The 21767-nt window shown below is 70.6% G+C and carries 19 protein-coding genes and 2 pseudogenes; 9 read left to right on the forward strand and 12 right to left on the reverse strand.

Annotated features, from left to right (window positions below):
- The first annotated feature begins 28 nt into the window (after window positions 1-28).
- The 5 genes and pseudogenes from hpaD to ACWIX7_RS04410 all read left to right on the forward strand — a co-directional run.
- On the forward strand, window positions 29-1195 hold the full coding sequence (gene hpaD / locus ACWIX7_RS04390; protein WP_446765949.1) for a 3,4-dihydroxyphenylacetate 2,3-dioxygenase: 1167 nt from the start codon (window positions 29-31) through the stop codon (window positions 1193-1195).
- A gap of 26 nt (window positions 1196-1221) precedes the next feature.
- Entirely contained in the window at window positions 1222-2007 is a 786-nt protein-coding gene (locus ACWIX7_RS04395; RefSeq protein WP_448620362.1) for a fumarylacetoacetate hydrolase family protein, read from the forward strand.
- Window positions 2008-2063: 56 nt separating this feature from the next.
- Window positions 2064-2795: an HpcH/HpaI aldolase family protein gene (locus tag ACWIX7_RS04400; protein ID WP_446765947.1), complete on the forward strand. Its 732-nt coding sequence runs from the start codon at window positions 2064-2066 to the stop codon at window positions 2793-2795.
- A gap of 75 nt (window positions 2796-2870) precedes the next feature.
- A complete protein-coding gene (locus tag ACWIX7_RS04405; protein ID WP_446765946.1) occupies window positions 2871-3191 on the forward strand; it encodes an FAD-dependent monooxygenase in 321 nt (106 codons plus the stop codon).
- Window positions 3192-3285: 94 nt separating this feature from the next.
- Window positions 3286-4422, forward strand: a pseudogene (locus ACWIX7_RS04410) (FAD-dependent monooxygenase); the annotation flags it as partial.
- Between the two features lie 172 nt (window positions 4423-4594).
- On the opposite strand, the gene ACWIX7_RS04415 reads toward ACWIX7_RS04410, so the two are convergent.
- From ACWIX7_RS04415 to ACWIX7_RS04430, 4 genes are all read right to left on the reverse strand, one after another.
- Window positions 4595-5836: an FAD-binding oxidoreductase gene (locus ACWIX7_RS04415; protein ID WP_448620363.1), complete on the reverse strand. Its 1242-nt coding sequence runs from the start codon at window positions 5834-5836 to the stop codon at window positions 4595-4597.
- Window positions 5837-6007: 171 nt separating this feature from the next.
- Window positions 6008-7396 carry an MFS transporter gene (locus tag ACWIX7_RS04420; RefSeq protein ID WP_446765944.1) on the reverse strand — a complete coding sequence of 463 codons (1389 nt, stop codon included), beginning with the start codon at window positions 7394-7396 and terminating at the stop codon, window positions 6008-6010.
- Window positions 7397-7624: 228 nt separating this feature from the next.
- Window positions 7625-8293, reverse strand: a complete 669-nt coding sequence (locus tag ACWIX7_RS04425) for an MBL fold metallo-hydrolase (protein ID WP_448620364.1) — start codon at window positions 8291-8293, stop codon at window positions 7625-7627.
- On the reverse strand, window positions 8290-8532 hold the full coding sequence (locus ACWIX7_RS04430; RefSeq protein ID WP_448620365.1) for a hypothetical protein: 243 nt from the start codon (window positions 8530-8532) through the stop codon (window positions 8290-8292). The genes ACWIX7_RS04425 and ACWIX7_RS04430 overlap by 4 nt, the downstream gene beginning before the upstream one ends.
- Window positions 8533-9257: 725 nt before the next feature.
- Here ACWIX7_RS04430 and ACWIX7_RS04435 point away from each other — a divergent pair.
- The 3 genes and pseudogenes from ACWIX7_RS04435 to ACWIX7_RS04445 all read left to right on the forward strand — a co-directional run.
- Window positions 9258-9554, forward strand: a pseudogene (locus ACWIX7_RS04435) (hypothetical protein); the annotation flags it as partial.
- A gap of 115 nt (window positions 9555-9669) precedes the next feature.
- Window positions 9670-10260 (forward strand): thiamine pyrophosphate-dependent enzyme, encoded by a 591-nt coding sequence (locus ACWIX7_RS04440; RefSeq protein ID WP_448620366.1) that lies wholly within the window; start codon window positions 9670-9672, stop codon window positions 10258-10260.
- A gap of 201 nt (window positions 10261-10461) precedes the next feature.
- On the forward strand, window positions 10462-10656 hold the full coding sequence (locus ACWIX7_RS04445; RefSeq protein WP_446765940.1) for a hypothetical protein: 195 nt from the start codon (window positions 10462-10464) through the stop codon (window positions 10654-10656).
- Window positions 10657-10915: 259 nt separating this feature from the next.
- On the opposite strand, the gene ACWIX7_RS04450 is transcribed toward ACWIX7_RS04445, so the two are convergent.
- Genes ACWIX7_RS04450 through ACWIX7_RS04470 form a run of 5 tightly spaced genes read right to left on the reverse strand, consistent with a single transcriptional unit; the run spans window position 10916 to window position 16567 of the window.
- A complete protein-coding gene (locus ACWIX7_RS04450; RefSeq protein ID WP_448620367.1) occupies window positions 10916-12127 on the reverse strand; it encodes an alpha-hydroxy acid oxidase in 1212 nt (403 codons plus the stop codon).
- A 47-nt stretch (window positions 12128-12174) separates the two neighbouring features.
- Complete coding sequence (locus ACWIX7_RS04455; RefSeq protein WP_448620368.1) at window positions 12175-13347, reverse strand: CaiB/BaiF CoA transferase family protein; 1173 nt, start codon at window positions 13345-13347, stop codon at window positions 12175-12177.
- 1 nt (window position 13348) lies between these two features.
- Window positions 13349-15025, reverse strand: coding sequence for a tripartite tricarboxylate transporter permease (locus ACWIX7_RS04460; RefSeq protein WP_448620369.1), 1677 nt, complete (start codon window positions 15023-15025; stop codon window positions 13349-13351).
- 1 nt (window position 15026) lies between these two features.
- Window positions 15027-15599 (reverse strand): tripartite tricarboxylate transporter TctB family protein, encoded by a 573-nt coding sequence (locus ACWIX7_RS04465; protein ID WP_448620370.1) that lies wholly within the window; start codon window positions 15597-15599, stop codon window positions 15027-15029.
- The gene (locus ACWIX7_RS04470) at window positions 15596-16567 is read right to left on the reverse strand and encodes a tripartite tricarboxylate transporter substrate binding protein (RefSeq protein WP_448620371.1); all 972 of its coding nucleotides are present in this window, start codon (window positions 16565-16567) and stop codon (window positions 15596-15598) included. The genes ACWIX7_RS04465 and ACWIX7_RS04470 overlap by 4 nt, the downstream gene beginning before the upstream one ends.
- A gap of 110 nt (window positions 16568-16677) precedes the next feature.
- Between ACWIX7_RS04470 and ACWIX7_RS04475 the strand changes: the two genes are divergently transcribed.
- Entirely contained in the window at window positions 16678-17424 is a 747-nt protein-coding gene (locus tag ACWIX7_RS04475) for an IclR family transcriptional regulator (protein WP_446765934.1), read from the forward strand.
- A gap of 185 nt (window positions 17425-17609) precedes the next feature.
- Here the strand turns inward: ACWIX7_RS04475 and ACWIX7_RS04480 are convergent, their stop codons facing one another.
- The 3 genes from ACWIX7_RS04480 to ACWIX7_RS04490 form a co-directional block, all read right to left on the reverse strand.
- Window positions 17610-18416 carry an enoyl-CoA hydratase/isomerase family protein gene (locus ACWIX7_RS04480; protein WP_446765933.1) on the reverse strand — a complete coding sequence of 269 codons (807 nt, stop codon included), beginning with the start codon at window positions 18414-18416 and terminating at the stop codon, window positions 17610-17612.
- Between the two features lie 360 nt (window positions 18417-18776).
- On the reverse strand, window positions 18777-19406 hold the full coding sequence (locus ACWIX7_RS04485; protein ID WP_446765932.1) for an IclR family transcriptional regulator: 630 nt from the start codon (window positions 19404-19406) through the stop codon (window positions 18777-18779).
- 112 nt (window positions 19407-19518) lie between these two features.
- Window positions 19519-20898 (reverse strand): SLC13 family permease, encoded by a 1380-nt coding sequence (locus ACWIX7_RS04490; protein WP_446765931.1) that lies wholly within the window; start codon window positions 20896-20898, stop codon window positions 19519-19521.
- Window positions 20899-21767 lie beyond the last annotated feature (869 nt).

Here is a 21767-nt window from a genome sequence, read left to right on the forward strand (position 1 = left end):
AACCCCCTACTCGAGCAAGGACGCCGACATGACCCGCGCCAACGACCGCACCCTCACGTCCTCGGGCTTCTACGTCTCGCAGGAAGCGCCCATCCACAGCGACAACCCCATCGCCACGCCGCAGGCGGCGCCGCCGGACGTCCTGCGCTGTGCCTACATGGAGCTCGTGGTGACCGACCTGGCGGCCTCGCGTCAGTTCTACGTCGACGTGCTCGACCTGGTGGTCACCGAGGAGGACGAGGACAGCGTCTACCTCCGCTCGATGGAGGAGTTCATCCACCACAACCTCGTGCTGCGCAAGGGTCCGGTGGCCGCGGTCGCCGCGTTCTCCTACCGCGTGCGCACGCCCGAGGACCTGGACAAGGCCGTCGCGTTCTACACCGAGCTCGGTTGCCGGGTCGAACGTCGCGCCGAGGGCTGGACCAAGGGCATCGGCGACTCGGTGCGCGTCGAGGACCCGCTCGGGTTCCCGTACGAGTTCTTCCACGACGTGGAGCACGTCGAGCGGCTCGCGTGGCGCTACGACCTGTACACGCCGGGCGCGCTCGTCCGCCTCGACCACTTCAACCAGGTGACCCCCGACGTGCCGCGTGCCGTGGCCTACATGCAGACCCTCGGGTTCCGCGTGACCGAGGACATCCAGGACGACGAGGGCACCGTGTACGCGGCGTGGATGCGGCGCAAGCCCACCGTGCACGACACCGCCATGACCGGCGGCGATGGACCGCGCATGCACCACGTCGCGTTCTCCACGCACGAGAAGCACAACATCCTCGCGATCTGCGACAAGCTCGGCGCACTGCGGCGCTCTGACGCCATCGAGCGGGGCCCTGGCCGTCACGGCGTCTCCAACGCGTTCTACCTCTACCTCCGCGACCCCGACGGTCACCGCGTCGAGATCTACACGCAGGACTACTACACCGGCGACCCCGACAACCCGGTGGTCACCTGGGACGTCCACGACAACCAGCGCCGCGACTGGTGGGGCAACCCGGTCGTGCCCTCCTGGTACACCGAGGCCTCCCTCGTGCTCGACCTCGACGGCAATCCCCAGCCTGTCGTCGCCCGCACCGAGAACTCGGAGATGGCGGTGACGATCGGCGCCGACGGGTTCTCCTACACGCGTCCGAGCGAGGGTGAGGAGTCGATGCCGACCTGGAAGCAGGGCGAGTACAAGCTGGGCAACCAGCTCTGACCCGTTCCACCAGGAGGAGTCGACGCATGCTCGAAGCCGAGGTGATCGCCGCGATCGCCGATGAACTGGCCGACGCGGATCGTGAACGCCGCGTCATCCCGCGGATCACGGCGAGGTACCCCGACGCCACCGTCGAGGACTCGTATGCCATCCAGGGGGTCTGGCGCGACAAGAGCCTGGCGGCCGGCCGCCGGCTGGTGGGACGCAAGATCGGTCTCACCTCCCGTGCGATGCAGCAGGCGACGGGCATCACGGAGCCGGACTACGGCGTCATGTTCGACGACACGGTGTGGGAGAGCGGCGCACAGATCCCGTTCGACGCGTACTCGAACGTGCGCATCGAGGTCGAGCTCGCGTTCGTGCTGAGCGAGCCGCTCGAGGGGCCGCACTGCACCCTGTTCGACGTGCTGCGGGCGACGGAGTACGTCACGCCCGCGCTCGAGGTGCTGAACTCGCACATCGAGCTCGAGGGTCGCACCATCGTCGACACCATCAGCGACAACGCCGCCTACGGCGGGATGGTGCTGGGGGGCACGCCCAAACGCCCCGACGACGTCGACCTGCGGTGGATCTCCGCGCTGCTCTACCGCAACGAGACCATCGAGGAGACCGGTGTCGCGGCCGGCGTCCTCGGCCACCCCGGCGTCGGTGTGGCATGGCTGGCGAACAAGCTCGCACAGCACGGGGCCGGCCTCGGTGCGGGGGAGATCGTCCTCGCCGGGTCGTTCACCCGACCGATGTGGGTCTCCCGCGGCGACAGCGTCGTGTGCGACTACGGGACGATGGGGTCGATCGCATGCCGCTTCGTCTGAGTCCGACGTTCCGTGATCGACTCGGCCGGTCGGACCGGCCGCTCGCGGGCATGTGGGTGAGCTCGGGTTCACCGCTCGTCGCGGAGATCTGCGCCGGTGCCGGCCTCGACTGGGTCCTCATCGACATGGAGCACTCCCCCAACGGGCTCGAGGCGGTGCTGGCGCAGCTGCAGGCGGTGGCGGCCTATCCGGTCACGCCGGTGGTGCGCGTGCCGATCGGCGACGTGGTCACGATCAAGCAGGTGCTGGATCTCGGCGCGCAGAACATCCTCGTGCCGATGATCTCCTCGGCTGCCGAAGCCCAGGCGGTCGTCGACGCCGTGCGCTACCCACCCCGCGGCCGCCGCGGCGTGGGGTCGGCGCTCGCCCGCTCGGCCCGGTGGAACCGCGTGGACGGCTATCTCGCCGACGCTGACGCCTACGTCTCGGTGTTCGTCCAGGTGGAGACCGCGGGCGGCGTCGACAACGCGGCGGCGATCGCGGCGGTCGACGGCATCGACGGCGTGTTCGTCGGGCCCTCCGACCTGGCCGCATCGATGGGCCTGCTCGGTCAGCAGACGCATCCGGACGTCACCGCCGCCGTGCTACGGGCGTTGGAGGCGATCCGCTCCACGAGCACCCCCGCCGGTGTGAACGCCTTCGACCCGACCTTCGCTCAGTCCTACCTGGACGCAGGAGCGTCGTTCGTCCTCGTCGGCGCCGACGTCGCGCTCCTGGCGCGCGGCTCGGAAGCCCTGGCCGCACGCTGGGTGCCCGCGGCAGACGGGATCGAGCGCGCCTCGTACTGAGCCGGGTGTGCTGACCGGACGGACAGGTGGACGAGCGGCTGGTGCGGGGGCCCCGCCGGCCTCCGGTCGCACATCGTGCGCGCGAAGCGGACTCCTGACGACCCGGCCGGGGTCAGCGAGTTCCCCCACCTGATCGTCAACCAGGCGCGCGTGCAGGACTACTTCGCCGAGTTCATGGCCAACTCCCCGGCCCGGCTGAGGCCCGACTTCGGCCTGGAGTTCGTCGGCGTGGAGGTCGCCGACGGCGGCGAGCACCCCGTCACGGTCACCCTGCGCCACAGCAGCGGCCCGCGGGAGGGACAGACGCGCACCGTGCGCGCGAAGTACGTGGTCGGCTGCGACGGCGCGCGCAGCGCCGTGCGCCAGGCGATCGGGGGCACGCTCGCCGGTGACTAGGCGCTGCACGCGTGGGGCGTGATGGACGTCCTCACCGTCACCGACTTCCCCGACATCCGCACCAAGTGCGCCATCCAGTCCCGAGGACGGCGGCAGCATCCTGCTGATCCCGCGCGAGGGCGGTCACCTCGACCGCTTCTACGTCGACCTGGGCGAGGTGTCCCCGGACGACAACGGCGCGGTCCGCAGGACGACGATCGAGCAGATCATCGCCAGGGCGAACCAGATCCTGCACCCTTACACGGTGGACGTGAAGCACGTCGCCTGGCACAGCGTCTACGAGGTCGGCCACCGCCTCGCCGACAGGTTCGACGACCCACCGCTGGGCGACACCCTCTCCCGCGCGCCGCGTGTGTTCATCACCGGCGATGCCTGCCACACGCACAGCGCCAAGGCCGGGCAGGGGATGAACGTGTCCATGCAGGACGGCTTCAACCTGGCCTGGAAGCTCGGCCACGTGCTCGACGGCCGCAGCCCCGCATCGCTGCTGAGCACCTACGCCGCGGAGCGCCGGGTGGTCGCCAAGGACCTCATCGACTTCGACAAGCAGTGGTCGACGCTGATGGCGACGAAGCCCGAAGCGCTCGCCGACCCCTCCGAGCTCGAGGACTTCTACGTGAAGACCTTCGAGTTCCCGGCGGGCTTCATGACCCAGTACGAGCCCTCGGTCATCGTCGCCGACCCGGAGCACCAGGCCCGCGCCACCGGGTTCACGCTCGGCAAGCGCTTCCGGTCGGCGCCGGTCGTCCGGGTCTGCGACGCCAACCCCGCGCAGCTCGGCCACCACGCCCGCGCCGACGGGCGGTGGCGCATCTACGCGTTCGCGGACGCGGCCGCGCCCGGACAGCCATCAGCGCTGACCGACTTCGCGGAGTGGCTCGCGCACTCCCCCGAGTCGCCCGTCGTCATGCACACCCCGGACGGCGCGGACGTCGATGCCTGGTTCCACGTCAAGGTGGTCTACCAGCAGCCCTTCGAGGACGTGGACATGCGCTCGGTGCCCGAGGCGTTCCTCCCGCGCGTCGGCCCGTTCGGCCTCCGCGACTACGAGAAGGTCTACGCCGTCGACCCCCAGCAGGACATCTTCGAGCTCCGGGGCGTCGACCGGGATGGCGCCGTGGTGGTCGTCCGGCCGGACCAGTACGTCGCTGACGTGCTGCCGTTGCCGGCGACGGACCGGCTGGGCGCGTTCTTCGAGTCCGTCTTCCTGGCGCGGAGCACCGCGAGCTGACGTGCGGATCGTTCGTGGTGCGAGGTGACCGGCTCGCCGTCGTCACACCCGCGCCACGGACGAGCTGCTCGAGGACGTGGACGCCGTCGCACTCGGAGCGGGCCCAGCCGGCCAACCGGTCGAGAGGGCGGACCACCGTCGACCGGCCCCGCCCGCGGGCCGGCTCGGCTGCTCAGCCCTGCGGCGGGAAGACCTTGCCTGGGTTCAGGATCCCGGCGGGGTCGAAGGCGGCCTTGATCTGCCGCTGGATCGCCATCTGGGCGTCACCGAGCTCGTCCTTCAGCCACTGGCGCTTGAGCAGGCCTATCCCGTGCTCCCCGGACAGGGTCCCGCCGAGCTCCAACGCGTACTCGAACAGCGCCTCCGCTGCCTTCCAGACCACCTCCGGTACCTCGTCGCCGGGGAAGGCGAAGGCAGGGTGCAAGTTGCCGTCCCCCGCGTGGCAGGCCGTCGGGATGATCACGTCGTAGCGGTCCTCGAGCTCCCGGATCCGCTTGAACATGGCGCTCATCCGGTCCATCGGGACGGCGACGTCCTCCACCAGCAGCGTGCCCAGGCTCTCGATGGCGGGGAACGCCTCGCGGCGCACGGCCATCAGCCGTGCGGATTCCTCAGGGTCCGTCGTGACCTCCGCCACCGCTCCGGCGGCCATTACGAGCGCGTGCACCGCCTCCGCCTCCGCGACCGCTCCCGTGCCGTCGGTCTGCACCAGGAGCAGGGAGTCGCCGCGCGCCAGGAGGTCGAGGCCGTTGTAGCGGCTCACGCACTCCAGCGTCCGACGATCCAGCAGCTCCATCACCGCCGGGGTCAGGCCCGCCGCGACGACCGCAGCGGCGGCCCGTGCAGCCTGCTCGACCGAGGAGAAGTAGGCGCTGATGGTCGCCACCGGGCCGCGGACGAGGGGCCGCAACTTCAGCGTGCACTCCGCGATCACCCCCAGCGTCCCCTCGGACCCGATCATGAGCGCACACAGGTCCAGCCCGGTGACGCCCTTGACGGTGTCGTGACCGACGCTGATCAGCCGCCCGTCGGCCAGGACGACCTTGAGCGAGAGGACGGATTCGCGGGTCACGCCGTACTTGGCGCAGAGCAGGCCGCCGGCGTTGGTGGCGACGTTTCCGCCGACGGTGGAGATCCCCCGGCTGGCCGGATCGGGGGCCCACCACAGCCCTCGCTCCGCCAGCTGCCTGTTGAGCTCGGCGTTGATGACCCCCGGCTCGACGACGGCGAGACGGTTCTCCACGGAGATCCGCAGGACGCGGTCCATGGCCCGGGTGGACAACACGATCTCGCCGACCCCGGCGATCCCACCGCCGACCAGGCCGGTGCCTGCCCCTCGTGTCACGACCGGGACGCCGTGTGCGCTGGCGATCCGGCAGGTCTCCTGGATGTCCTCTACCGATCTGGCGGTCACCACGCAGAGGGGAAGGCCCGGGCTGACCTGACCCGACCGGTCCCGCCGGTACTGCTCCAACACGCCCGGAGATGTCTCCACCCGGCCGGGGAGCTTCCCGAGCAGGGCAGCGACGACAGGGCCGGCGCCGTGGCTCTCGCTGGGCACAGTCACCTGACGGGTCACCGCCGGTCAGGCACGCGCCGTGTCAGCGTGGCGCAGACCGTAGATCGGATTCTGGGCCTGCTCCTCCTCGTTCTCCGGCCCGAGCGCGATCCCGCGGCGGTCGCGGATGAGCGCCGTGGCACACATGGCCACCAGCGTGATCCCGATGAGGTACCACCCGACGGAGTAGACCGTGCCGGTGCGCTGGACGAGAGCGGTGCCGATGAGCGGCGCGAAGGCACCGCCCAGGATAGACCCCAGGGCGTAGGAGATGGACACACCCGAGTAGCGGATGGACGCGGGGAACAACTCCGAGAAGAACGCCGCCTGCGGCCCGTAGCTGAGACCGGTCCCGATGCTGAAGAGCGCCAGGCCGAGCGCGAGGAGCCCGACGCGCCCCGTGTTGACGAGCGCGAACAGCGGAAAGACCGCGAGGAGCTGGCAGGAGAACCCGAGAAGGTAGGTGTTCCGCCGGCCGATCCGGTCGGAGATGAGACCACCCGCCCACGTGGTGCCGAGCCACACGACAGCTGAGAAGGCCACGGCGACGAGGACCGGGGTCCGTTCGAGCCCGACCGGTCCTGTGGGGTCGGTGGCGTAGTTCTGGATGAACCCCCCGGTGGTCATGTACCCGGCCGCGTTGTTCCCCGCGAACGTGAGCGCGGCGAGGATGACCAGCGGGAAGTGGCGGCGGAAGAGCCGCACGGCCGGAACGCGGGTCGTCGCACCCCTCGCGGCGATCTCCTTGAACACCGGACTCTCGTCGACCTTGCGGCGGATCATCACGCCGACGAACAGCAGGACGATGCTCAGCAGGAACGGCACCCGCCAACCCCAGTCGAGGAACGCCTGACCCGGAGCGATCACCCCGCTCATCAGGGCGAGCATGCCGGAGGCGAGCAGCATGCCGATGGGCACACCGATCTGCGGGAATGCGCCGTACATGCCCCGCTTCTTGGCTGGTGCGTTCTCGACCGCCATGAGCACGGCTCCACCCCACTCCCCGCCCGCCGAGATCCCCTGGACGATGCGCAGGAGGAGCAACAGGACGGGGGCGGCAACGCCGATCTGGGCGTAGGTCGGCACCAGCCCGATCAGGGTCGTCGACCCGCCCATGAGGAGGAGCGTGAGCACCAGCATGCGCTTGCGCCCGATCTTGTCCCCGAAGTGCCCGGCGAGGGCCGCGCCGAGCGGCCGGAAGAGGAAGCTCAGGCCCACGGTCGCGAACGACAGCAGAATGGCCGTCGACTCCCCGGCGGGCGCGAAGTAGGTCTGCGCGAACACCAGACCGGCGGCATTCGCGTAGATGAAGAAGTCGTACCACTCGATCGTCGTACCGACGACGGTCGCGGTGGCCACCCGCCTGCGTTCAGCAGCTGTCGTGGGGTTGAGCGTGGTCACTGCGGAGTCGGACACTGATGACCTCTTCGTCGTAGTCGTGACATCGTCGTCATGTCGGGGCAGCCCCCACGGCGCTGGACGGCACTCGCGTCCCGGCACGCTGGGCCCTCTGGGTCGCGCCCAGGTTGCGTCCCCCGGCGTTCACTCCGGCACCTCGCGGTTGCCGTCTTATTGCTGCACCGGCCGGTGCGCGTCCCCGCGGACAGCGGGGACGTCGTGGTGGTGACCATCGCGGACCACGGCCTAGCGCGACTGCTGATCGAGCTGCTGCCCGGGGGGACGGTCGTCTCCAGCGACGGCTGAAGAGAGGAGGCCGACCTCGGCGCCGATCGTGGTGTCGTCGCCGTGGCCGGTCTTGACCACGGTGGCGCCGTCCAGGGTGAACAGCCGGGTCCGGATGGAGCTGAGGATGGTCGGCTCGTCGCTGTAGGAACGGCCGGTCGCCCCCGGCCCGCCGCAGAAGAGCGTGTCGCCGGTGAAGACGGTGCCCAGGTCGGCCGCGTGCAGGCAGGTGCTGCCCGGCGAGTGGCCCGGGGTGTGCAGTGCGTCCAGGTGGATGCCGCCAACGGTGAGCCGGGTGCGGTCGACCAGATCGCGGTCCGGTGCGGTGTCGGGGTAGACGACGTCCCACAGCATCCGGTCGTCCGGGTGCAGCCAGATCGGTGCCCCGGTGGCCTCGCGCAGCCGGACGGCTGCGGTGATGTGGTCGTTGTGGCCGTGGGTGAGCACGATCCCGGTCACCGTCCGGCCGGCCACCGCCGCGAAGATCGGCGCGGCATCGTGCGGGGCGTCGACGACGATCACCTCGTCGTCGTCCCCGACCAGCCAGACGTTGTTGTCGACGTCGAAGTCCTGCCCGTCGAGGCTGAACACCCCGGAGACGACGGCCTTGTCGATGCGCGGGACGGTCATCGGGACACCATCACCGAGCGCAGCGCCTCGCCGTCGTGCAGGTTCTCGAAGCCCGACTCGACCGCGGCCAGGCTGACCGAAGTGCGGTCGCCGTGCCAGGAGGACGTCGGCGCCCCACCCCGGCCGACCAGTTCGATCATCGGCGAGGTGATCGACATCGGCGGATCCGGGACGCCGACCGGCGCCACGGAGCGGGCCAGGAACCGGAAGGCGTCGTCACGCGGGTCTGGGACGGTCACCCAACCAGCGGGAGGGACCGGCCGGACTTCGCTGGCTCGCACGGTCATGTTGGGCAGCCCCCTCGTCGACGTCTGCACACCTCGGACCACTGTGGCGGCGATCACCTGTCCAGGTAAAGCTCATAAGTGTTGCCTAACAGACAACCTCTTTTGGGGAATGCAGCCGGCCAAGGCCGCGCGCAGGCACCCGTGAGGGCATCGACGCCACTCGTCGGCGTGCTTCGCGCGTGAGTCGCACCGGACCACCCGGCCAGCGGCGACCGAAGCCACCACTGACCGCACACGAAACGGGGGGAACCTCGCCGCCCTGACGAGAGAATCGCATTCGTCATCGCTGTGACGACGATCCATCAGCCGTCGGCTCAGGGGCTCGGTCGTCGGGGATGACCCGACGACGGGCTTCCGCCCTGGGGACGTGGACCAGGTGGCGATCGCCGCCGCCGTGGGCGCTGCGACGTTCACCGTCACCGCCGGCGCGCCCTTCGCCATCACGACGCGTGCTGTCGCGCACGCTCTTGAGCAGCGGACCGCCGTCGTCCTCGCGAACCCGTACGACCTGGCCACGGCGGAGGCGGGCGACGGCGAGGAGACCGGGTCCGCCCCGTCCACGGCGATGACGCCTACGAAACCGTCAGCCGACCCGGCCGTGGTCGAGCAGGTGGTCCGGCGACTGGCCGCCGCCCGTCGGCCACTGGTCCTGGCCGGTCGCGACGCCTGGCTCTCCGGTGCCGGCAGCACCCCTGGCCGAGCTGGCCGACGAGCTCGGCGCCCTGGTCGCCACGACGGCGCAGGGGGTCAACGTCGTCCCCGATCACCCCTTCAGCCTGGGCATCGCAGGAGGGTTCGCGCACGAGCGGGCCGCGGAGCTGATTCACCAGGCCGATGTCGTCCTGGTCGTCGGCGCCCGGCTGAACCAGTTCACCATGCGGTTCGGGGACTCCTTCGGCGCCGACGCCGACGTCGTGCAGATCGACGTCGCCGACGCCGCCACCCACCCGCGGGTGGACCTGTACCTGCGTGGCGATGCCGCCACGGCGAGCGCCGACATCCTGAGTGGGCTCCGCCTCGCCAGGGGCGACGGCGCCGTTGCCCGCAGATGGCGCGCGGGCCTGCCGGACCTCCCCGGGTTCGATCCCCGTGATCGGGACCCGGGCACGGGCCTGGCCGCCGACGGCGCCTCGACCCACGGTCCGTGGTGCCGCCCTGGACCGACTGCTGCCGGCCAACCGCCTCGTCGTCGAGGACGGCGGCCACTTCCTCGGCTGGGCGCCCACCTACCTGGCGCTCCCCGCACCGAACCACTTCCTGATGACGGGCACGGCGTTCCAGGTCATCGGCCTCGGCCTACCCGCTGCCGTGGGCGCCGCCCGCGCCCGCCCCGACGCGACGGTCGTGCTGTGCACCGGCGACGGCGGGATGCTGATGGCCCTGGCCGATCTCGACACCGTTGCCCGCACCGTCGAGCACGGAGTCGTCGTGGTGTTCAACGACGCCGCCTACGGTGCCGAGATCCACCAGTACGGCTCCCAGGGACTCGACACGGCCCCCATGCTCATCGACGAAGTGGACTTCGCGGCATACGCCGAGGCCGCCGGCATGACCGGCGCGCGGGTCCAGTCCCCCGCGGACCTGGACTCCCTGCAGCAGTGGCAGCAGGACGGCTCCCCCGGCGTGCTGCTGGAGGAGATCATCGCCGCCACCGCCCGGGCACGCGCCCAGCGGTCGTGAGGCGCACGCGCGCCGCCTCCTGCCGGGCGAAGACGGCAGCGCCGGGTGCGGGCTGCCCGACCGCTCCGGCGGAGTGGAGCGACCGGTGCGTCCGCACCGACGGCGAGATCTGATCTCGGCACGTCCCCCCACCCGGGTCCGCCCATCACGTGCCTCCGGCCGACCGGTTGCGGTCGACACCGGCCCGTGAAAGATGAGGGCGTGGACATCGACGTGCAGTGGAGCCCGAACGAGCTGGAGATGCTGCGTGCGCGAGCCGAAGCGGAGCACCGCTCCGTGGAGCAGGTGGTGCACAACGCGGTGTCCGAGTACCTCAGCCGACACAACACGCACGACCTCTTCGCACACGCGCACAACCGTGATCTGGGGGATCTCTCAGGTCTGGACAACGGCTGAGTCTCCACGCCGGACGGGCCGAGCGGACGACGGCGGCCACGTGCAGCCGCCGATGGTGGCCCCACGACAGCCCATGGCCGGCCGGTCCGCACGGCGGCGGGCCGTTCAGCGCTGACTGTTGCCCGATGGTGGAGCGCCCGCGGGGTGGGGGCCGCACCCGGTCGACGCGGCATCAGCCAGAGCGTGCCGGGCGGCCTGGCGCGGCAGGGTGGGTGGTCGGCGCAGGCCCAGCGCCGACCACCCCCGTGCCGGCGAGGGGTCAGACAGCCCGCGCCGGCAGCCGAACGAGGTCCCCGTCGAGGTCCGCGAGGCGGGGAGCCCCGAGCAGCCTCATGGTGCGCTCGAGTTCTGTCGACAGGATCCCGGCTGCCCGGTCGACCCCGGCCTCTCCCGCGGCCATGAGCCCGTAAAGGTACGCCCGGCCGATCAGCACGAAGCTCGCTCCCGAGGCGAGCGCGGCGGCGATGTCGGCCCCCGACATGACCCCGGAGTCGATGCCGAGCACGACGCGATCACCGACGGCCTCGCGGACCTCGGACAGCATCATGAGCGGGGTCACGGCGCGGTCCAGCTGCCTCCCCCCGTGGTTGGACAGCACGATGCCGTCGACGCCGACCTCGGCCAGCTTGCGCGCGTCGGCCACGGACTGCACGCCCTTGACGATGAGCGGTCCGTCCCATTCCCGTCGGATCCAGGCGAGGTCGTCGATCGTCATCTTCGGGTCGAAGAGGCGGGACATGTGGCCCGCGAGGTCCCCGGCGGTCCCGCCCATGGAGGCGAACCCGAGCGGGGGTGTCGTCAGGAAGTTGTAGCTCCACGCCGGGTGTCGCAGGCCGTCGGCGTAGCTGCGCAGTGCCAGGCGCGGAGGGAACGAGAAGCCGTGACGGGCGTCGCGCAGTCGCGAGCCTCCCGTCGGGACGTCGACGGTCAGCATGAGTGCCGAGTAGCCGGCCTCGCGTGCCCGGTGCATCAGGGACGTGCTCAGCTCGCGGTCCCGCGAGACGTACAACTGGAACCAGCGGGTCGCGTCCGGAGCCGCGGCCGCGACGTCCTCGATCGCCGTGGTGCCCATCGTCGAGAGCGTGTAGGCGATCCGGCGGCGTTCGGCGACGCGCACCACGGCGGGCTCGCCCGCGTGGTGCATCATGCGGGTGAACCCCGTCGGGGCGAACACGAACGGCTGGTCCAACGTCGTACCGAACAGCGTGCACGACGTGTCGACGCTCGAGACGTCCTGCAGCACGCGGGGCATGAACTCCACGGCGTCGAAGGCGGCACGCGCCCGCCGGTAGCTGATCTCCTGGTCCGCAGCGCCGTCGGTGTAGTCGAAGACGGCGCGCGGGACCCGGCGGCGGGCCTCGCTGCGCAGGTCCTCGATGGTGAGCGCGCGGGTGAGCCGCCTTCGCGTCGCCTGGAGCGGCGGCACGCGCGGCAGGAGGAAGTGCCGGAGCTCCCGTGGGTCGGGGAGCACCCTGCGCACCGCTCCGGCACCGGTCGATCGGGTTCTCGCCGACATGCTCACAGTGCTCCGGTCCGGTCGGCCGCGAGCTCGGCCAGCACGCTGTCGGTGTCGGCACCCAGCATCGGGCCGGCGTGCCCCCGGACGGTCGGGGTCCGGCTGAAGCGCATGGGGGAACCGATCTGCCGCACCTCGCCCATGCGGGGGTGGGGTGCGTCCCAGAAGAACCTCCGTTGCTGGAGGTGGTCGTCGGTGAAGACCTGGTCGTACTCGAGGATCGGTGCTGCCGGGACCCCGGCGCCGGACACCCGCGAGACGACGTCGTCGACGGTCAGGGTCGACGTCCTCTGCTCGATCTGCTCGATGAGGGCTTCCCGGTTGCGCACCCGCTCGGGGCCTGAGGAGAACCGCGGGTCCTCGGGCAGGTGACCCAGGTCGAGTGCGGTGGCGAGGTTCCGCCACAACTTCTCGGTGATCGCCCCGACCGTGGCCCAACCGTCCGAGCATCGCACTGCCTGGTAGGGGGCCTGGTGAGCGTGGGCCGACCCGAGGCGGCGAGTGACCGTGCCGTCGCCGAAGTACGCGCCGGCTTCCCACACGGCGAACGAGACCCCCGACTCCAGGAGCGAGACGTCGATGTGCTGGCCCAGGCCCGACCGATCGCGCTCGTGGAGGGCGGCGGTCACCGCGAGGGCGAGGTACAGCCCGTTCGTGAGGTCGCAGATGGGCACGCCCACCTTGACCGGTGGCATCCCGGGGTAGCCGGTGACGCTCATGATCCCGCTGCGCGCCTGGGCCATGATGTCCAGGCCCGGCAGGTCGGCGAGCGGGCCGTCCTGCCCCCAGCCGGAGCCGGATGCGTACACGAGCTCGGGGAAGCGCTCATGGACGGTCTCGTAGCCGAAGCCCAGGCGTGAGAGCGCCTTGGGCCGGAGGTTCTGGATCAGCACATCGGCGGATCCGAGGAGCGACCACAGAGCGCTGCGCCCCTCCTCCGACTTGAGGTCGAGAGCGACCGACTCCTTGTTGCGGTTGAGTCGCGCGAAGGAGGCGCTCTCCCCCTCCACGAACGGGCCGGCTGCGCGCACCGGGTCACCGTCGACCGGGTTCTCGATCTTGATCACTCTGGCACCCAGATCGGCCAGCTGCATCGTGGCGAACGGTCCTGCCATGAAGACGCCGATCTCGACGACGGTGATGCCGGTCAGGGGTGCGTGTACGGGGGTGGACATGTCAGTTCCTCCGGTCGGAGACGTCGCTCAGGGCGCCCGTCGGGGCGGTGACTGCGGCATGGCGAGGCGGGCTGTCCTGCCGGGAGTCCGCCTGCTCGTGTGCCGGGGGCGGCGCGACGGCGGTGCCGGACGCAGACGCGGTCGCCTCACCGTCCGGCGCGGGGCTCGCGGACACCGAAGCGCGAGGAGCCGCCACGGGCCCCCGCCGGCGCCGGCGGAGCAGCCCCGTGGCGCTGGGGGCGACGAACAGCACGGCGGCGAGCACGAAGATGCCCAGGGCGATGGGCTTCTGGAAGACGATCGCGAAGCTGCCCTCGCCGAGCGACATGGTCTGGGCGAGCGACTTCTCCAGCAGCGGGCCGAGCACCAGTCCCATGACGAGGGGCGCGAGGGGCACGTCCAGTGTCTTCAGCAGGTACCCGATGATCCCGAAGACCACGACGACCCACACACTGAACATCGTGTTGGTCATCGAGTAGGCGCCGACGAAACACGTCAGGAGGATCGTCGGGTACATGTAGCCGTACGGGACCCGCAGCAGCTGGGCGAAGACGGGAGCCAGCGGCAGGTTCAGCACCAGCAGCATGACGTTCCCGACGAAGAACGAAGCGAGCAGACCCCAGGTGAGCACCGGCTGCTGCTCGAACAGCAGCGGACCGGGCTGGATGCCGTAGAGCGTGAAGGCGCCCAGCAGGATGGCCGTCGTCGCGCCGCCCGGGATGCCCAGCGTCAGCGTCGGGATGAAGTTGGCGTTCGCGGCAGCGTTGTTCGCGCTCTCCGGAGCGGCAACTCCCTCGATGGCGCCCCGGCCGAACTCGTCGCGGTTCTTCGACACCTTCTTCTCGGCCGCGTACGCCATGAACGACGCGAGCGTCGTCCCCGCTCCCGGCAGGGTGCCGAAGACGAACCCGAGGAAGCTGCCGCGGAGGATCGGCGCACTCGATCGCCTCAGGTCGTCCCGGGTGAGCATGAGGTCGCGGAACCGCGCCCGGATCGGCCGGGCGGCACCGTTGCGGATCTGGTAGAGGACCTCCCCCACCGCGAACAGACCGATCATCATCTCGACGAGCGGCACCCCACTGAGGAGGTTCACGCTGCCGAACGTGTACCGGGCGGCGCCGGAGGTGCTGGACAGCCCGACGGTGGCCAGCGCGATGCCCAGCGCTGCCATGGTGACCCCGAGCATCTTCTGCGTGCCCGAGAAGGCGACGATCGTCAGCAGCCCCAGCAGCACGACGGCGAGCATCTCGACCGGACCGAACTGCACCGCGATGCGCGCCAGGGGCGGGGCGAGCGTCATCAGGAGTGCCAGGCTGATGATCGCGGCGATGAACGAACCGATCGCCGCGATCGCCAGTGCGGCACCCGCTCGGCCCTTCTGGGCCATCGGGTAGCCGTCGAAGGTGGTGGTGATGCTCGCCGCCTCACCCGGCGTGGAGATGAGGACGGAGGTGATCGTGCCGCCGTACTGCGCGCCGTAGTAGATGCCGGCGAGCATGATCAGCGCGGTGACCGGCTCCATGGCGAGGGTGAGCGGCAGCAGCAGCGCGACACCCGTCGTCGAGCCCAGTCCGGGCAGGAGCCCGATGACCGTGCCGAGGAGCACGCCGAGGAAGCAGAAGAGGAGGTTCTCCGGCGTCAGCGCCGTCTCGAACCCCACCAGCAGGTTGTCGAGCACATCAGCCTCCGAAGACGGCGTCGCCGAGCAGGCCGCCCGGCAGCGGGAGGGCCAGCAGGACGTCGAAGATCAGGTAGACCAGGCCCACGCTGGCGGCGGAGACCAGCAACGACGCCCACCACCCGCGCCGTTCCACCGCCGCGGAGATGAAGAGCGAGAGCAGCAGCAGGGACAGCAGCAGGCCGAGGAGTGGCACGAGCGCGACGCTCACGACGATCGCGAGGACCACCGTGCCCAGCTGGCCCATCCGCTGCGCCGTCGTGCGGCCGAAGATGTCGCGTTCTGCGGCCTCGCTCCGGCGCCGCGCCTCGGCCACCTCGAGCGCCTGGCTGTCGCGGGCCAGACGACGAACCCGCATCGCAGCTGCGACGAACTGGGTGCCGCCGAGCAGCGCCAGCACGACGCCGGCCGCCAGCGGCAGGAAGCCGCCGCCGAGCTCCCCGTCGTCGGAGATCACGGTGTACTGACCCGCCGTCGCGATCAGGAAGACGCCGACACCGGTGACCACCGCGAACAGGATGGCCTGGCCGAACGTCTCCTCCCTCGCGATCGGAGGGATGCGCAGCTGCGTCACTTCACCACCTCGTTGATGACGGCGTCCTGCTCGGTCACGTAGTCGGAGAAGGCGTCTCCGCTGACCAGCGTGGGGACCATGAGGTTGGTGGCCAGGAACTCCTGGACCCCGTCCGTCTCGTACGCGCGCTCGAGCACGTCGATCCAGTACTGGGTCTGCTGGTCGGTGATGCCGGGAGGGGCGATCGCCGCCCGGATCTGCGCCATCGACACGTCCAGGCCGTTCTCCTCGGCAGTCGGGAGGTCCTCGAAGCCGGCGTAGGGCAGGCGCTCGGAGCCGAGGTGGCAGAGCGCCTTGAGGTCCCCGGACTCGAGCTGCCCGGCGACCTCGCCGGGGTTGAGGAACCCGACGTCGATCTGGTCGCCGAGGAGGGCGGCGATGATCTCGCCGCCGGAGTCGAAGGCGACCTTGTCGAAGTCGCCGCCCGACTGGTCGGCCATGAGCTGCTGGGCGACGCCGTCGATCGTGAGGTCGCCGGACGTCCCGCCCACGATGCGCTCGGACGTCGTGGCTTCGATCATCTGCGCGCAGTCGTCGTAGGGGGCATCCGCCCGGGCCACGACGAAGTTCACGTCCTCCGCGAAGATGGACAGCGGCGTGAACTGGTTGAGGGAGAAGTCCTCGAACGCGCTGCCGGGAACGGCGATGTAGTTCGAGGCGGCGAGCAGCATCTGCGCATCACCCTCGCGGGACCGGAAGTACTCCACGCCGACCGCGCCGGAGCCGCCCTCCCGGTTCTCCACGGTGACGACCAGGTCGGGCTCGACCTCCTCGATCGCGGAGGCCATCACGCGACCGAACGCGTCGCTGCCGCCGCCGGCGGCGAACGGCACCACCATCGTGACGTCGCGCTCCGGCTCCCAGCTGGCGTCGGACGCCGAGGACGTGCTGTCGCCGGAGCACCCGGCGAGGGCGACCGCCGCCAGGGCTGCCACGGGCAGCATGGCGGTGCGATGAGTGAGGTTCACCTGTGAACTCCTTGGGACGGCGGACACCGCGAGTGCTACTCTGTTCCAGATAAGGAACAACAGTCCTGATGTGGAATACCGTAACGGCACTGAGGGGTAGGTCACAAGACATGGCGCGCAACTCGGTCCTCGTCCTGCAGATCATCGAGACGCTGGGGCGCGGGACGTCGATGGGACTGAGCGAACTCAGCCAGGCCCTCCACTCCCCCAAGACGTCGGTGCACCGAGCGGTGGCAGACCTGATCGACGAAGGGTGGCTGCGCTCGACCGGGCAGTCCCCGCCCCGCTACTTCCTGAGCGGGAAGGTGCTCCGTGCGGCGCAGGGGGTCAACGGCATGGCGGAGCTGTCCGTCGTCGCCGAGCCGCTGATCGACGAGCTGCACGAGAGCACCGGCGAGAACGTGCAGCTCTCGACGCTCGAGGACGGGTACATCCTCGTCTCCGCGCGCCGGGAGAGCTCGCACGCCCTACGCGTGCACCTCCCGATCGGCGAGCGTGTGCCCTGGCATGCGACCGCCGCGGGGCGCGCCATCGCCGGCCACCTGCCCCCCGAGCGACTGGAGCACCTGCTGGCCGGGGACCTGCCCGCGATGACGCCGGACACCATCACCGACCGGGAAGCCCTCCGCCGGGACATCGAGCGCGGAGTCGACCAGGGCTACGTGGTCAACCGGAACGGCTGGCGTGCCGGCGTGGTGTCCATCGGCGCCGCCATCCTCGACGCCCGGGGGTTCGGCGTCGCGGGCCTGTCGGTGAACGGCGTCGACTCACGCATGACGCCGGACGTCGTCGCTACCGTGGCGTCGAGCGTCCGCGACGCGGCGCAGCGGATCACCTCGGAGCTGACCGGGAGATAGGCCCGCGCGCAGCCCTACGCACCTCGACTCCTCCTCGTCCGGGATCCCGATCCGGGCTCCGGCATGGGAGCGAGCTACGAGGGCATGCGCGAGGCGGGGCCCCGACGCCGGCGCGCGACCCGTCCTCGCGCTCCAGCCCTACGGGGCGCCAGGGCAGACGACGGGCGTCGAGGTGAGAGGGCCGCTCATCCTCCCTCGAGAACCGGCCCCCGCGCGCGGTCGGCCGGGTCATCCCAGCCGCGGTAGACGGGGGGGCGCTTCTCGGCGAAAGCGCGGCGCGACTCGACCAGATCGGACGCCGCTCCGTGCTGGTGCAAGGCGTCGGCGAAGGCTGCGAGCCGACCGTCGAGGCGTGGGCGCATCGCCCGGAGCATGCGCGTGGTGTTCACCCGGGCAGCAGGCGGAAGCGACAGCAGGTGGTCGGCCATCGCGCGGGCCGTGCCCATGAGGTCGCCGACGGTGGGGACCAAGCGGTTGATGAAGCCGAGCTGGTGCAGGCGTTCGGCATCGAAGCGGAGGCCGAAGGCCATCTCCGCCGTCACCGCCATCGGCAGACCCGCTGAGTGGCCGTGGCTGACCCCTCCCAGCAGCCATCGCTTGGCCTCGGAGACCTCGAAGACCGCGTCCGAGACACTCACCCGCAGGTCCGAGTTGGCGACGAGCATGAATCCGCCTCCCATCGCGAACCCGTTCACGGCGGCGATGAAGGGCTTCTCTATCTCGAGCATCCCGTAGAGGTCCCCGGCGTGGACGGCGTCGACGGCATCCCCGGCCGGCACCCCACGAACGGCGGTCTCCTTCAGGTCCTCGCCTGCACAGAACCCGCGGCCCGTGCCGGTGAGGATCGCGACCTCGGCGCTGTTGGTCGCGAAGTCCTGCAACGCGGCGCGTAGCTGCTGGTCCATCTCGACGCCGAGCGCATTGAGGCGCTCCGGCCGGTTGAGGCGGATGACGAAGACCTCGCCGCTCTGCTCGGTCTCGATGAAGGCCATCCTGACGTCCTTTGCTCGATAGCCGACGGAAGGATCCCTACCATACCGTATGTAGACCATCGTTCTGTATAAGGAACGTCAGGTGGTGTGGATCTCCCACGAGCGCCCGGCATCCGAGCAGACCTCGATCGACCGCGGGCGCGGCAGGAGGTGCGCGCGCCGAGTAGGCGCAAACCGCATGGTGGCAGCGCCGGCTGGACGAGCCGAAGCGGATCGAGGACCAGGAGCACTTCGTGAGCATCGCCGGGGTGGTCCCGGGCAGGTTCGTTCGTGATACCCGCCGCTGTTCCTGGGCCGGGACGCCGCTCGTCGGGGGCCATGGCCTCGTCCCAGTCGGTGGTGCGCCGGGCTAAGAGCCGCTCACTCCTCGAGGCGCTGGGCGATGTCGGCAGCAGCGGCGAGGACGTGCTTGCCGAAGGTCTGTCCTGGCGACCTGGTCATGCGCAGCAGCGGGGCGACGACGCACACCGCCGCGACCGGCTCGCCACCCAGCACGACGGGGGCGCTGACCGATGCAAGTCCTGGCGTCCGGCTCCCATGGGACTCCGCCCATCCTTCCGGCCGGACGTCGCCCGTGAGCGCCAAGGCCGCGGAGCCCCCGTCGGCGAGCGGCAGCCGGGCCCCGGGGGCCATGACCACGCGCAGTTCGGCGTCCGTGACGACGCTCGCAATGCACAGGCGGTCCTCGCCGCGGAGCACCCACAGCTGACTGCTCTCCCGGGTGTCCTGGGTCAGCCGCTCGAGGACCGGTTGGGCGATGTCGCCGACCCGCGAGGAGAGGAACCGGTGACCGAGGCGGTAGACACCCGAGGGGTCGCGCTGCAGCAGGCCGTGGGCGGTCAGGGCCGCAGCGAGGCGGTGCGCCGTCGACACGGTCAGGTCCAGTTCGCGTGCGATCTCGCTGGCGGAGGCCGGTTGGCGCTCACACAGGTCGACGATTGCCATGCTCTTGTCGAGCACCCCGACGCCGGTGCTGCGGACAGAGCTCATGGGACGAACTTATCGGCCCGTCGGCAGCGGGCCGCACGTGGACCGACGCGACGGACCCCGGCCGCTGCGCCCGTGGGGGGCGAGGCGACCGGGGTCCGAGTTGAAGCGTTCGTCACAGGCTGGTCGGCAGGATCAGGATGAGCCAGGCCAGCACGGGTGCAACCAGGACGATGTAGCCGCAGTACGTCAGCATCTGCTTCTGGAACCGTTGCCGGTCGTCCACCTGGGCCGTGGCCAGCACGATGACGCCGTTGGTGGAGAAGGGGCTGACATCGACGACGGTGGCACAGAAGGCCAGGGCCATGATGAACGCCGCGATGGAGAAGTGGCCGGCCTCCAGCAGCGGCATCGCCAACGGCAGGGCGATCAGGATGATGCCGAAGGACGACCCGACGGCGGAGATGATGCCGACCGCCAGGAGCAACACGAACGCGGTGAGGAGGGGCCAGGGCAGCTCGGTGGCCTTCTCGCCGAGGTAGTCGATCGTGCCGTTGGCGTTGAGAACACCCATGTAGGTCACGACGCCGCAGACGAGGACCACCGCAGACCAGGCGATGGACTTCATGGTGGCCTCGACGCGGCCGGGGAAGGCGAGCAGCAGGACGGCACCGATGCAGGTGGCGGCAACGCCGACGTCGATGCCGAACAGGGCGGCTGCGAGCAGGGCGGCGATCGCGGCGAAGGTTATCCACTGCTCGAAGGTGACCCTGATGGAGGGCGCGAGGTGCAGGGCGTTCGGGTCGACCGCACCGGGGCCGACACCGATCGGGCGGTCGGGCCCGTCGGCGCTCCCACCGCCGACGGCGCTGCCGCCACCGACGGCGCCGCCGCCCGCGGCCGTGCCCGTGGTGCTGCCGGCTCCCACCGCCACGAGGTCCTCCTCGACCACGACCTGCTCGCGGAAGAGGTCGCGGCCGAGAGCCACGAAGGCGATCGCAGCGAAGAGCAGGTTGAGCAGGAAGGGCACGACGAAGAGGGCGACCGGCGAGACGGAGAAGCTCGCCTCGTCGAGCAGCTGCTGGATGCCCACCGAGTAGACGGTGATGGGCGAGAACGCCGCGCCCAGCGCACCGTGACTGAGCATCATGCCCATGAGCAGCGGGTTGATCCTGTAGCGCTTGGCGATCGGCATCGCGATGGGAGCGAGCATCGCCACGGCCAGGACCGAGCCGAGCGCCATGAGGACGGCGGCGAGAAGGAACATCATCCAGACGATCGCCCAGCGCTTGCCCCGGACCAGCTTCAGCGATCGCTGCATGACCACGTCGAGGGTGCCGTTGGCCCGGGCCAGCCCGAACAGCAGCGTGATGCCGAACGCCACGAAGAACATGTCGCCCGGGAAGAAGGACTGCACGTCTTCCACCGAGATCCCGGAAACGAGGCCCCCGACGGCAAAGGCCGCCAGGAACGCGAGTACGCCCATGTTGATGGGCCGCACGGTCGCGATGGCGAAGACCGCCACCAGCGCCGCGACGGAGATCAGATAAACCACGCCAGGTCCTCCTCCGAGATGTGGCCGACGCTTGGGGATCACTCGCTGGAGGAGCGCGTCGTCGGATCCATGATTCCCACTATTTGGAAACTGTTGGCCATACTGTGGGATGTGATGAGGACCATAGCGGGCGTCAGCGGCTTCGACAAGGGTTGTTCCAGGCGCATGCCGTCGACGGGCGACCGACGGCATCCGCGCGCCGTTGCACGAGCGTGGTCCGGAGGGCCGGGTTCGGACCGTGCCACGGATGCGGGCGACTCGGGGTCCCACCAGGCCCGCGCAGCGCTCGGTGAGGATCTCGCTGTTCCCCGGGGGGACAGTCGACCGGGTCCGGCACTCCCCGGTGTCACAGGCCTGCGGGCCGACCCTTGACCGGGAACGACTGTGTCCGTCGCCGGTCTGCTGCCCCAGGGGTCGCTGGTCGCTCGAGGACCGGGGCAGCGCGGCGTGCGTGGCCGGTGAGCTCGGGATCTCCGCGCCACGTGCCGCCCCCTGGTCGGTGGCGTGCTACACCGACCCGAGGCGCAGCCTGGTACCGCCGACGAGGCGCGAAGCCGGCACGATCGCCGATGGCGATGACATCGTGAGATGCCTGCGCAGGTGGGCATCCACGACGATCCCGTCGTCGACCACCAGCGGCCACGGCCCGCTCGGCAGGAACTGGTCCCGACACCGATCAGCCCGATGTCGGGCGGTCGGTGGCTTCGGGGAGGTGACCGCGAGCCCGCGCGGCCACGGAGAATCCCGCCCCGATGCCCCTGACACCCAGCGCCGCAAACGGACCCGCAGCCGCCGGTTCGCAGGGACTCGTTGCGACCCGGACCCCGGCGTCTGACTCGGGATCGGCGGACCGCGCGGTCAGGGTCGGC

It is taken from the genome of Geodermatophilus sp. URMC 65, from assembly GCF_053502545.1.

Bases quoted from the DNA above. Each gene is read 5' to 3' on its own strand.
- hpaD (WP_446765949.1), top strand. From the start codon at position 29: ATGACCCGCGCCAACGACCGCACCCTCACGTCCTCGGGCTTCTACGTC.
- ACWIX7_RS04395 (WP_448620362.1), top strand. From the start codon at position 1,222: ATGCTCGAAGCCGAGGTGATCGCCGCGATCGCCGATGAACTGGCCGAC.
- ACWIX7_RS04425 (WP_448620364.1), bottom strand. From the start codon at position 8,293: ATGACCGTCCCGCGCATCGACAAGGCCGTCGTCTCCGGGGTGTTCAGC.
- ACWIX7_RS04455 (WP_448620368.1), bottom strand. From the start codon at position 13,347: ATGTCCACCCCCGTACACGCACCCCTGACCGGCATCACCGTCGTCGAG.
- ACWIX7_RS04475 (WP_446765934.1), top strand. From the start codon at position 16,678: ATGGCGCGCAACTCGGTCCTCGTCCTGCAGATCATCGAGACGCTGGGG.
- ACWIX7_RS04480 (WP_446765933.1), bottom strand. From the start codon at position 18,416: ATGGCCTTCATCGAGACCGAGCAGAGCGGCGAGGTCTTCGTCATCCGC.
- ACWIX7_RS04485 (WP_446765932.1), bottom strand. From the start codon at position 19,406: ATGAGCTCTGTCCGCAGCACCGGCGTCGGGGTGCTCGACAAGAGCATG.